Here is a 12331-nt window from a genome sequence, read left to right as displayed (position 1 = left end):
TCAAGTATTTTTGTCTAGTAACACACTACATGCCTCTCTTCATATAATTAATAGGCACAACCCTTTTTGCAACATAACTTTTTCTTGTTAAAAAACTTTGTAACAGAACCTCTTTTTAGGTTCTAGTGTGAAAATAAAGGGATGTGATAATTAATTTTTTCTGTACATCATAAAAAATCAATTATACTTATCATTTCTTACAATCAAATCTGATAAGTATTTTGTAATTTAATAAAAATTTCGTATGAGAATGTATTTTTGCTCATGCATTTCAATTAATTTGAATCATGCTACATTGTAATTTATTGATTTATTTCTACTTTTAAAACTAAAGCGGCATGCTACATAAATCTATTTTGATTTCTCGACATATAAATCGCTGCTATGCAGAATATAACAGGACCGCTACTGACTTTCTCCCTTTGTTTTATACCTCGTATGTGGAAGGAAAAGGAAATTTTCTAGAGATATCATTTCTCGTTTTTATTGAAAATAAATTTTATATCTTCCTTTCCAATGAACTGGTTCCTAAACTAAACTGCAACGTTTCTAGAATAAGAAAAGAGCTGTCCATAAGTCAGTTTCACCAACTTATGGACAGCTCTCATAGTTTCACCTTATTCTATCGATGAATCCAAACTGCACCTGCAGATTTGTCTTCAGCTTGACCTACTACTTCAAACTTCAATCCTAGTTTCGGCAACTTACGTCCTGCATCTGGAATAGCGCTGTTGATGTACTGCTTAGAATCATCAAATTTTGCAACTCCTGGTAATCCTTTATAGTCAAAGATACCGCGAGTTGGCGAGTCTACTCTCCATGCTGGCGCTTGATCAAATGAGAATGCCGCATCGGCAATTTGATAACGCGTACTGCTCTTCACAGTCGGTTGTCCGTTTAATGTTCCTACGATTGCCTCTGGATGAGAATCTACTACTCCTAAGAATCCTTCACCTGGATGAACGCCTACCCAGTTATCTGTAAAGCTTTGATCCGCATACCATACAACCATTCCTGTATTAAACACTGGACCACGCGCATGTTGTAACGCCGTGTCAGAACCAGCGTAATTTCTCCACTCTACGTAGTAGTTATTTTTTTTCTGTTCCAATCCGTTAGATACAGTAAATCCTTTTAATGTCATTGCTGGCTGTCCTTCTGCATCATCCGAGAAAACAAATTTGCCATCGACAGTTAATGCTGCATTATCTAACGCAAATCCTTTATAAGCTACTGCAATATCTGTTAAATACTCAAATTGCAGTTTTACTTTTTTCCCTTTGAATTGGCTTAAATCATATGATTTATCAACCCACTTACCATCAGTTGTATCCACGCCGCCTTTTACATCTTTTTCGCCCATTCTATCAATACGTGTCTTCGTTCCGTCTTCTGCAATCGCATATACGTCAAGGAAATCATACTTCGCTTCAAGTTCGTAGAATGCCTTATAATCGAACTTAGCATCCTTTGCATTTGTTAAGTCAAATACTGGTGTTTCAAGTGTTGTATGAATGTCATTTCCTTTTGTGCTGTAATAAAACTTCTTACCAAATGCTGACTCGATATTTTTAATATCTTTGTCCGGCAAGTTAACACGAACGATTCCTGGTCGTTTTGATTTTGTAACACTTTGATCTAAATATGTTGCAACACCGACTCCTGTGCGAAGTTTATCATAATCTACCTCAACGATATTCGCCCAGTTACCATTCATATTCTTTTGGAAAAACTCTTTATTTTGTGGTGAGAAACTTGTTGGCTCTGTTCCTGCAATTTTTCCAGCCCAGCTGCCGCCGCTCATAATAGACCATGACTCAACAGGTTCACCTTGTCCTGAGTACTTTGTATCGTACTCATCTGGTAAGCCTAAATCATGACCATACTCATGCGCAAACACACCAACTGCTCCGTCCTCAGGCTCGATTGTATAATCGTATGCAGCCATCTTTCCGCCCCAATTTGAAACAGAAGATTTTGTGCCATCAATCGCATATGGTTTTGATCCAAGTTTTGAACGATGAGACCAAATCGCATCATCTTTCAATTTACCGCCGCCAGCTTCTTGACCAACGCCCGCATGTACAACCATTAAATGATCAATAATGCCATCTGGCTCGTTTTTATTTCCATCACCATTTTGATCGTATTGATCAAATTGATCATAGTCTGCTAAATTAATTCCTTTTGCTACCGCTGCTTTTAATGCTTCTTTCACAAGATCGCGTGGCCCTAAAGGACCTTTGTTATCATGACCAGTACCTGCATCCGCACCATAATCTGAAGCTTTTCCTGGAACAGTAAGCCATTCCGTTACAGTTCCATCAACTGTGTAGCTCCCGCCAGATTGTTCTTCATAATATTGTTTAAATGTGTTAATCTTCGATCCATCAAATAACGTAAATGGTTCATTACCAAATAACATTTTTTGATAATGTTCACGATTGAAGTCCTTAGAATACATATATCCTGGCTCTTGATCAATATTGTTATGCTTAAAATCGCTAAATTCTACAAGTAAAACAAGTACTTTATCTTTTCGAACAGCACCGTTGTACTCTTCTTGCTTCGCTGGTGCAGTAGGTACTTTTCCATTTAATTTACTAGAATTCAATCCTGCACCTTGTCCAGCTACTGGCCCTACTGTTGGCTGCTGCGCCTGTTCATTTTCCTTCATTTTTGCATCTTTTACTTTTTTCATAAAATCAGAAGCTTCTTGCGTAAGACTATCTCCTGTCAAGATTTCTTTACCAGGGTTTTCCCCTTTCTTTTTCTCAACATATTTCTCGACAGCCTTTGACGTCTCAGCTTGTGATGCAGATTGATCAATTACGCCCCGTTGTTTTAGCGCTTCTGCCAAACGCTCCTCCGGTATTAAATGCTCATCTATTGGTAGAGATGATGGCGAATCAGCATACGCTGCATGACTTCCAAAAGCAAAACTACTACTTAGTACTGCTGCTGTTGCTAAAACTGATAATGGTTTTAACTTCTTATTCTTTTTCAATGCATTTCCTCCCCAGTGTCTGCGAATTATCGTTTTTTTTGCCGATAGAAACATAATATTCTCTTTATAGAGAATATTCAATCTTTTTCAACAAATAAAATGTTGAGAAATATTTTTTTGTGCAGGGTGGGATACGTAGGATAAAAAATACAAAACTTCTACTAGTTTATGTTTTGCACATAACCATACAATGGAATCACTCGTTCTTTTATCTTGATGCGATGGAGTAGTGCTAGGAAAGGAAAAAAAATACAACATAAAAACTGATACTTTTCTTGCTGGTGCAAAAACTCTAAAAACCTTGTAAGTACGCTCTTAAATTTGGACATACTGATACTATTAATTTAGCAAAGGTTTGCACCAAAACCTTATTTTTTAATCAACATTATTTAACTGACTCTACTTGTTTCTCTAATTCTCTTCCAAGGAATTTAGCAAGCTCAAGCATACCAAATTGATTCGCTACAGACTCTGCGTCAGAATTATAGTTTGTGTTTGTATTAATATCATACGTATAAATTGTTCCATCCGCACTACGAATAAATTCAATACCAGCAACGGTAATTTCATTTTCTTTCAAAAATTCTTTGTATTGTTCAATAATTGGCTCTTGGAAGTCCGATATAATTTCAAATTTTGTTGACGACTCTTTCTTACTCTCTTCTCCTACTGGGCAAAAAGCATCCTGAATAGAGCAGGCATCTGCCGGGCAAAGCTCAAATCCTTCTGATGTATCTACTTTAACTGCATATACAAACTGACCGCCTACAAACTCACAACGTGTAATATATGGTTCTGGCGCTTCAATAGATTGCTGGATTAAAGTAATTCCATCAATGGGCTCTTCAAACGTCGGACCATCCAAATATTGTTCTAAAGCATCAATGGAATGAAACAGTTGAACACCAAGGCCTTTACCTGCACGGTTATGCTTTGTAATGAACGGTACTTCCCCTAACTCCTTTGCTGCTTTTACTATATTATCACGGCCAACAGCACCAATTGTTTTCGGCACTTGTATCCCAAAATTTCTTAATGCTGCATATTGATTCAATTTACTTACTTCAAGGCGTAATGCACGAGACCCATTAAATACTGTTCGTCCGTATCCCTCTAACCAAGCAAGAACTCCTTCAGTCAATTCAGGTGCATATCGATGCCCTCTCGTATGTGAAGAAGCACTCATACGGCTATAAAAAACACCTTGGGGAGGTTCTTTTTCTAACGAAAGTGTTCCTTCATTTAAAAACCATTCCTCATAAGGTAACTCCAGTTCTTCCAATCTTTTCACCAAATGATCCGTCCATTCCTTATTCTCATGTAATATGTAAATTTTACTCATTTGTAATCAATTCCTTTCTTTTTGCTTCAACTAATGGCATCACTTTTTCAGAAAATCGTTTCATCTCTTCAAGCTGTGGCGAAAATTGTAAAAGTAATAACGTAACACCCACTTTTTCAAAAGCGAGTATCCTTTCTGCAATTTGTTCTGGTGTTCCGATTAAATTAGGACGTAACCCGCGATTAGATACGGAATAATCATTTAGCTTCACTTGCTGTTCCAAATGCGATTTACTAATAAAATCTTGGTAACCCGCGTAACCTAAAGCATCGTCTTTCACATCCGTTATGCGTCTCCATTCCTCTAACGCCTCTTCTTCTGTATCACGACAAATGACGTAAGCCGCGAGCCCGAATGACTGCAATGGCTCCTCTGTGACTTTCTTTCTACGATTCTTCATATCTTCTATTTTCACAGATACTTCTTCCACTGTTCCGCCATGCATTACATATGCATCCGCGTGATTTACAATTACTTCTTTTCCTCGCTCACTCTCACCACCTGCATAGATCTTAATGCCTTGTTTCTGCACAGGTTTTGGACTTAAATGTGTATTATGAAGCTCATAAAAGTTCCCTTTATAAGAAAACTCTTCTTCTTTCCAAAGCCCTTTCAGAACTGTTACAAATTCCTCTGTGCGATCATACCTTTCATCATGTGCGGTAAATACTCCGCCATACTGTCTCGCTTCTTCTTCCCACCATGCTGAAACTACATTCAATGTAAAACGACCATTACTTAATTGATCAATATTTGCTGCCATTTTCGCTGTAACTGCTGGATTATGGAATCCAGGTCTTACAGCTGTCATAATCTCTAATCTATCCGTTACTGCAGCAAGTGCTGCCGCAGTTGTCCACGCCTCTAAACTTGGTGCTGAAACACCTTTTATATCATTTAAATTTAATTCTGCAATAAGTGTTGTTGAAAAACCTAATTGTTCTGCCGCTTGCGCTGTTTGTTTTGCATATTCAAACGTAGGCGGCATAGATTCATCATCTACATTTCGAAGCCATCCCCCAAAAATCGGTAACCAAAAACCATACTCCACTACATATTCCCCCTTTATCTTTTAGTCATAAAAAAAGCTACTCTTATTGAAATAAGAGTAGCCTTCTTGACTAAGTGAACCGCTCTTATCTTTCAGGTGTTTTTTCACCTGCAGGATTTGGCACCTTTCGTCTAAAACGAGGTTGCCGAAGTTTCATAGGGCCCGTCCCTCCACTTCTCAACATAAGAATTGTTTGTTTTTCATTTATTATAATCATCAGAATAATAAAACTCAATACTTTAATACTTATTTTTCCGATAAACATTAAATGATATATGAAAAATCATATTGTTATAGAGATTTATAGGGTATTATGTTGTTTTACTTGCGGATATATAAAGGGCTATGTTGTATCATGTCGAAAACATCATTTATAACCAAGTTGCTTTACTTCTATCTTAAAAACACAGCAAAATAAATATCAATCAAATGAGGTGTTAGTAACATGAAAAATAAACGATGCGAGAATTGTGGTTCTACTACATTTAAAGAAGGAAGAGTTGGATCTGCTTATCATGCATATGTTTGTGAGGATGAATCTAGTAGATTCTTTTCAGGAGGGAAACGTTCCAAACTATTAACCACATTTTGTTTAGAGTGCGGTGAGGTGCAATCATTTAGAGTTGAAAGACCAGAGATATTTAAAGAATAAAATAATACTAATTACATATTTACAGTAGGAATGATAACAACGGACGATTTCGCTACAACTAGAGTAAATACACCAATCATATTAATAAAAAACAAGAATAAGGTGTCTAAAAGACCCCCTATTTTGAGCCAATAATGAGACATTATGTTAATCTTAATAGAATCTCTTTATAATATGTATAGTTGCACAAAATTGAGAAACTTAAGGAGACAGATAAATTTTATGAGGAAATTATTCATATTACTTACTTTAATTCTAGTATTAGCCAGTGTTACGGCTGCTTGTACACAAGATAAAAAAGATAGTGCCGTTGAAAATGGTCCAATAGAAGAACCAACCGCAAAAAATGAAAATGAAGAATTAATAAATTTTGAAGAAAAAGAAGATATGAGCCGCTTAGAACAAGGTATTTTATTAGTTGGTGAGAGTGTTAAAGGAGGCTATTACTTGGCCACCGTTCAAAGTGCATATTTAAATGCTAACAACGATTCCGTCGTTGTTAATGTCTCTGTAAAAAATGTACGAGGTCAAATGATTGGACTATCAGAATTAAAATATAACTTAAAAGATGAAAAAGACGGAAAGGCCTATGAAGGCAAGGTGCTTGACCAAAACCCTTCTGATATACAAGTTAAACCAAATGAAACGGTAGAATTAAAAATAGCTTTTGAAGTAACAAGTACCGCAGATGAATATATGTTTTATATTGAAAGCTCTTTAGAATCTCTAGGAGCACACTGGAAAATCGATAAGCTGCAATCACAAAAAAACTAAGTCTCAAATAAGCAAAAAGCAATGAAAAATTTGATATAGATACAAATGAAGAATATATAAAAGTCCCTCCGCCCTAAGGCAGAGGGACTTTCTAATTCCTATTTCAGACTACCCGCAATCTCCGTAAAGATAACCCCAAGCGCATGTGCACCTGCATCTGGATAGCCTAAGCTTCTTTCACCAACTGTACCAGCGCGGCCCATGCGAGCTACGATTTCTTTCGTATACTCTGCGCCTTTAACCGCTGCTTCTGCTCCTTTTTCAAAGGCAGTTTTCACGTCTACTTCGTTTGAAGCGCTAGCTAACCAAGAGTCTACACATGGAGCAAGTGCATCAACAAGTGTTTTATCACCAACTACCGCTCCTCTACCGAACGATCTTTCACCGATAGATTGTATGCCTTGAAGTGCCGCTTGCAATATTTCAGCGAACTCTTTAGCTGTTAACTCACGTTTTTCGCCTGCTGCTTTACTAGCTGCGCGGAATGCTCCGCCCCAAATTGGACCAGATGTGCTACAGCTAGATACGGAAACACACTAATAGGGGCAGAAATCATAAACAGTTTGCTGGCATTCGTGAAATCATCAAGGAGAAAAAGAACTAATTGAAAGCATGTTGTTATGTCCCTTATTATCTGAAGAAGAAATACTAATTACGTATTATGAGAATGGTTATTTGCTCTCTAGCCATATAACTGTTGTTGGTATTGATCCATCAAATAGCGCTGTTATATGCACAGATGCTTTTTATAATAAGATGACACTACATTTTTTGAATATAATAGACGTAAAATAGAATAGGATTTTTTTTAAGATAATAACAACATTAAGTCCACCGTTTCTTCGGCTGATTGTCAGCCATCACATCGTTAAGAATCATCTTTTGTATTTTCCACCCTATAACATCAGATGAATCATCTATATCAAAATACACTTCTTTTTTATATAACTCATAGAAAAGGAAATATCCCAAGTTGAAATTCACTTTCTTCATTAAACGTAATGATAACGGTAATTTCCCTAGTTTTTTTGAATTTGCAAATAAATAATCATCTATTTGTTGTAACTTTTGAATTAAAGCATCTACACTGTCTCTTTCTTCTTCAATTCTCTTTGTATCTATCATATTTTGATTATTAACTTCAACAATAGGTGTATCAAAACGGAAATACAACTGTTTATTAGGAAACTCTTTCAATTGAATTTTATACTCGTCTTTTTTACCATTCAATATACCATACGTATCTTTGTCCATACGAATTATATTAATGCACTTAAACTCCGCATTTAGTTGTTCCCATTTCTGCATAGAATTTTTATGTATTAAATAATTATTGTATTTATCACTATTCTTCCTATAGGTAGTAACATATCCCATCATCTTCGGAGCATCAAACATTATAGCACTGACTGTCCTATGCGTCGCATCTGAAAAGTAAATTTCATCATTTTGATAATAGTTAAAATTAGGAAGACCGTCCCTCAAATGGGTTTCTTTAGCATTTGCATAAAATTTATTTTGTTCTTCCCGGCCTACCTTTATAAGCCAATTAAGGTTTTCTTCAATACGAGAAGTATGTAAATTTTGCACACTCGTTGTAATTTCACCCGTAGCAGAAAAAAACAATTCATAAACTGATCTGTTTTCTGTACACCATCCTGTATTAATCCCTTTAATCCTACCAACTTTAACAAGAGTGGATTTGGTATCCTTACTTACTTCATCATAATACAAACGATACTCGGACTCCCCCTGTAGAACCCTATTTTTCATCGATTCAATATGTTGATTTGAAATCCCTTGTTTATTCATTTCTGAAATCCAATTGTTTATTTCATGCCCCATTCTATTTCCCTCCTAGTTTTTGTTTTAAGCCGCATCTTTTCGTTTTCCAAATAATAATGTAAATGCCTCGAATGATTTGCTTCTAATTTCCTTCAACTACTACCACTGGGAGGTAGCAAGAAAAAGTTGAGAATGCACCTCTGCCTTAAAGTTCCTTTAACATCTCCTGCAACTTCTCTTCCGTATTTTTCAGTAATTTAAAGTCTTCTGCACTTTTGATATCCCCAAATGATATCGTTTTCAGGCTTGCGATACTCGTTTGAAGCGTATGTTTCACATAGTCTTTCACTGTGAGTCCATTACTCCCTAAGCCATCCATCTCTTTCCCACCTGTAAAGACGTAAGTATTACGATGTCCTATTTCTCTCTTTACATCGAAAAACGATTTATTGATAAAGCGAGTCATAAGTCCAGAGATCTGATTAGGGTTAATATTCGGAAAATCCTTCTCTAACACTTCTCGAATATCCTTTTGCTTGTAATCTCTTCCTACCTCCAAGTTTTCTTTTATTGCTCGCAATGCGTGCTCGAAAGTTACTGTTACTGTGTCTGCCATGTCATCTTCCTCCTACTTCCAAGTTTTCTTTTATTGAATTCAATATAACATCAAAATTATTATAAGTCAACTTTTAATTATAAGTCCCATTTAACAAACTTATAATTAAAAGTTTGTTAAACGAGAGTTTAATAAAAGTAGGATTTCCCCATTATTCATTACATCTTTTCAACCATACATTTAATCGTGTGTTTTCGCTCAATTCCCCCAAAATGGAAGTTAGGCTTAATTACTAAAAAAGTGAACGCCTTCCAAAAGGTACACCTTATAGAAAAATCTATTTATCCTACCCAAAGTACTCCATAAGGTATCCAACCATAATTTTGAAACACAAAACAATACATACCACCTTTTGAAGTCATTTTTATCGATTGGGAAGTTTTCCAAAACACAATTAAACAGCCTGAATCCCATATTTATAGGAACTCACGTTGCTTCTTTTAAAATTCTTCTCTCAGTATTCATATACATACATGCCTTTGCGCAGAGAGCATTTAGCTAAATTATAAAGAAATCCCATTTCATTTTTTATTTCTAGTTTCTCCTCCTAAAAATCTATGAATATAGGAGAAAACATTATACAATTCAAATTTTTAGAATGATATAATAAATTTCAAAAATTTATATTTATATCAATGTTATACTGATATAATTTAAAAGAATTAATAGATCAAAGAAGTTTTACTTCGTATATTAAAAAAATTCTTTACTATTAATTTTTTATTAAATAGTTTTTAAACAACAAGTATTTTACTGTAAAGGAGAATTTTTTAATGCAAGAAATTTACGCTGAAAAAATTAAATACATTATTGGCACATTTACAGATACAGTCTACGCTAATTATAAAAACCCGCTATCACCCTACTGTATCTGTGATGTATTTATCCAAGAAACAAATATAGATGTAAGTCAAGATAAAATACGAGTTATTTTTCATTCCACACCCCCAGAGAAAGACCAAACATATAAATTTTTTGGCATTGTTGAAATTAGTAAAAAATACGGTATGTCTTTCAAATGCGATACATATATTCGTGATATTCCTATAAACTCAGCTCATGTCATAGAGTTTTTAAGCTCTGGTCTTTTCAAAGGGATTAAAAGAAAACGAGCAGAGCAGATTGTAGAAATGTTAGGAGAGGATTGTTTAATTAAAATTGTTAATTCACCTGAATTGTTGAGCCAAATTAAAGGTATCCCCCAAAGAACAATTGCAACAATTCAAGAAACTATTATCGAAAATTTAGGTATGCAAAAGATTATTACTAAACTTCATGAATGGAGAATTTCTTTGAATCTAGCAAAGAAAATTTTCCAGTTATATGGAGATGCATCCGTACAAAGGATTATGGAAAATCCATATTGTCTTGCAAATACAATACGCGGTATTAGTTTTAAAAGGGCAGATGAAATTGCAGAGAAAATTAACATACGAGGAACAGATAATCGCCGTATTAAAGGCGCTATTGAGTACGCCCTACATGAAATTTACGAACATGATGGAAGTACTTTTGCAATGAAAGCATATGTTATACAGAAGACAAGGCAAATTTTATTCAATCAAGATGGTGTACAATATCCCCCAGAAGTAATAGATGAAAATTTGACTGAGCTTATTTCTACCGATGTAAATGAATTAGAAGATTTCACAACTGAAATTGGTCAAATTCGTCAAATTGAAAAACGTATTTATTTAGCAAGATATCATAGCTACGAGCAAACTATTGCAGAAAAATTATCCCTTCTATGCTCTTTCAAAACACAACTAACGGAAGAGGATACTACTATATTATTAGATCACTTTATTAATATACACGGAAGGTTACCTTTCAATTTATCTGATGAACAACAAATAGCAATTATTGAATCCATGCGCAACAATGTACTTGTTATTACAGGAGGACCAGGGACAGGTAAAAGTACAATTATAAAAGCTATTTTAATGCTATATAATCGTTTTTTCGAAATCTATGACTTTCATCAACTTTTAAATAAGGTTGTTTTACTAGCTCCAACTGGTCGAGCTGCAAAAAGAATGACAGAAATCACAGAAATTCCAGCTCAAACAATTCATCACTTCTTATTAAACCAACAATCAGATGATAAAAATACTGAGAACCGGCTCTTTATTATCGATGAAATGTCAATGATGGACATTTCTACTATGAGCCGTTTCCTTGAACAATTGCACAAAGGAGATCAAATTATATTAGTGGGTGATAAAGAACAACTTCCTCCTATAAAAGCTGGAAATGTATTTGAAGATATTATTAAGTCTAATGCTTTTCCAACAATTGAATTGGACACTACATTTCGTCAGCAACAGCACTCAATGATAATTGATTTAGCTGCAACTATTCGGAAAGGTGATATTTCAAAAAAATTCATTAAAACTAGCGACGATGTAAAATGGCTTCCAACAACTAAAGATGACATTGTAAAAACAATTGAATCCGAAGTATTTTCTATCCTTGAACGTGGTATTCCATTTGAAGATATTCAGATTATAGCCCCTATTCATCGAGGAGAACAAGGGATTACTAATATTAATAAACATATGCAAAATTTATTAGTTACACAAACAATCCCATCCTCTAATTCCTTTACGGAAACAGGATATGCCAATAAGCAGTATGAATTTTATTTAGGTGACCGAGTGATACAATTAAAAAACGATAGTAATAAAGATGTATTAAACGGGGACATAGGAATAGTGAGTGGTATTCTGCCAGCAAGCACACTAGTACAAAATAATGAAGAAACAATTGAAGAACCAGAAAAATTAATCATTGATTTCGGTGAAAAAGAAGTTTTTTATGATAAAGAAGAACTAGATGAACTTGCATTAGCTTATTGCTTCTCAGTTCACAAATCTCAAGGATCTGAATTCCCCCATGTTCTGCTTCCAATTTCAAGCTCGTATACACTTATGATGAATCGCAACTTATTATACACAGCGATTACTCGTGCTAAAAAGGAAGTTACAATTATTGGGGAGTTAAATATTTTTCTAAAAGGACTTAAAGAAAAGCCACGCCAACGGTTCACCTTTTTAAAAGATATGCTATCATCGATTTAAATACAATTATGATATTTAGCTTTT

The 12331-nt window shown here is 34.9% G+C and carries 8 protein-coding genes, 2 pseudogenes and 1 riboswitch; of the genes and pseudogenes, 4 read left to right on the top strand and 6 right to left on the bottom strand.

Annotated elements, in window-relative coordinates:
• Positions 1–622 precede the first annotated feature (622 nt).
• The 3 genes from MR066_RS18900 to MR066_RS18890 all read right to left on the bottom strand — a co-directional run bounded on the left by MR066_RS18900 (position 623) and on the right by MR066_RS18890 (position 5400).
• A complete protein-coding gene (locus MR066_RS18900; protein WP_242248178.1) occupies positions 623–3007 on the bottom strand; it encodes an immune inhibitor A domain-containing protein in 2385 nt (794 codons plus the stop codon).
• Positions 3008–3392: 385 nt separating this feature from the next.
• Complete coding sequence (locus MR066_RS18895) at positions 3393–4349, bottom strand: ATP-grasp domain-containing protein (RefSeq protein ID WP_242248177.1); 957 nt, start codon at positions 4347–4349, stop codon at positions 3393–3395.
• The gene (locus MR066_RS18890) at positions 4342–5400 is read right to left on the bottom strand and encodes an LLM class flavin-dependent oxidoreductase (RefSeq protein WP_242248176.1); all 1059 of its coding nucleotides are present in this window, start codon (positions 5398–5400) and stop codon (positions 4342–4344) included. The genes MR066_RS18895 and MR066_RS18890 overlap by 8 nt, the downstream gene beginning before the upstream one ends.
• A gap of 82 nt (positions 5401–5482) precedes the next feature.
• Positions 5483–5589, bottom strand: a riboswitch (SAM riboswitch).
• Positions 5590–5845: 256 nt separating this feature from the next.
• Here MR066_RS18890 and MR066_RS18885 point away from each other — a divergent pair.
• Entirely contained in the window at positions 5846–6052 is a 207-nt protein-coding gene (locus tag MR066_RS18885) for a hypothetical protein (protein WP_242248175.1), read from the top strand.
• A gap of 222 nt (positions 6053–6274) precedes the next feature.
• Positions 6275–6826, top strand: coding sequence for a DUF4352 domain-containing protein (locus tag MR066_RS18880; RefSeq protein ID WP_061674076.1), 552 nt, complete (start codon positions 6275–6277; stop codon positions 6824–6826).
• A gap of 98 nt (positions 6827–6924) precedes the next feature.
• Here MR066_RS18880 and MR066_RS18875 read toward each other — a convergent pair.
• A pseudogene (locus MR066_RS18875) lies at positions 6925–7335 on the bottom strand (DAK2 domain-containing protein); the annotation flags it as partial.
• Between the two features lie 62 nt (positions 7336–7397).
• Here MR066_RS18875 and MR066_RS18870 point away from each other — a divergent pair.
• Positions 7398–7621, top strand: a pseudogene (locus MR066_RS18870) (YolD-like family protein).
• 30 nt (positions 7622–7651) lie between these two features.
• On the opposite strand, the gene MR066_RS18865 reads toward MR066_RS18870, so the two are convergent.
• Positions 7652–8671, bottom strand: a complete 1020-nt coding sequence (locus MR066_RS18865; RefSeq protein WP_242248174.1) for a hypothetical protein — start codon at positions 8669–8671, stop codon at positions 7652–7654.
• A 145-nt stretch (positions 8672–8816) separates the two neighbouring features.
• Positions 8817–9227 (bottom strand): hypothetical protein, encoded by a 411-nt coding sequence (locus tag MR066_RS18860; RefSeq protein ID WP_242248173.1) that lies wholly within the window; start codon positions 9225–9227, stop codon positions 8817–8819.
• Positions 9228–10000: 773 nt separating this feature from the next.
• Here MR066_RS18860 and recD2 point away from each other — a divergent pair.
• Positions 10001–12307 carry an SF1B family DNA helicase RecD2 gene (recD2, locus tag MR066_RS18855; RefSeq protein ID WP_242248172.1) on the top strand — a complete coding sequence of 769 codons (2307 nt, stop codon included), beginning with the start codon at positions 10001–10003 and terminating at the stop codon, positions 12305–12307.
• Positions 12308–12331: the final 24 nt, after the last annotated feature.

The organism is Bacillus cereus group sp. BfR-BA-01523 (genome assembly GCF_022662615.1).
Taxonomy (GTDB): Bacteria; Bacillota; Bacilli; order Bacillales; family Bacillaceae_G; genus Bacillus_A; species Bacillus_A mycoides.
Note: the sequence above shows the minus strand (reverse complement) of the source record. Positions and strands in the feature narration are given on the sequence as shown.

What these genes read in the sequence shown, in the direction of transcription:
- MR066_RS18895 (WP_242248177.1), bottom strand. Translation starts at nt 4,349, where the DNA reads ATGAGTAAAATTTACATATTACATGAGAATAAGGAATGGACGGATCAT.
- MR066_RS18885 (WP_242248175.1), top strand. Translation starts at nt 5,846, where the DNA reads ATGAAAAATAAACGATGCGAGAATTGTGGTTCTACTACATTTAAAGAA.
- MR066_RS18880 (WP_061674076.1), top strand. Translation starts at nt 6,275, where the DNA reads ATGAGGAAATTATTCATATTACTTACTTTAATTCTAGTATTAGCCAGT.
- MR066_RS18865 (WP_242248174.1), bottom strand. Translation starts at nt 8,671, where the DNA reads ATGGGGCATGAAATAAACAATTGGATTTCAGAAATGAATAAACAAGGG.
- MR066_RS18860 (WP_242248173.1), bottom strand. Translation starts at nt 9,227, where the DNA reads ATGGCAGACACAGTAACAGTAACTTTCGAGCACGCATTGCGAGCAATA.
- recD2 (WP_242248172.1), top strand. Translation starts at nt 10,001, where the DNA reads ATGCAAGAAATTTACGCTGAAAAAATTAAATACATTATTGGCACATTT.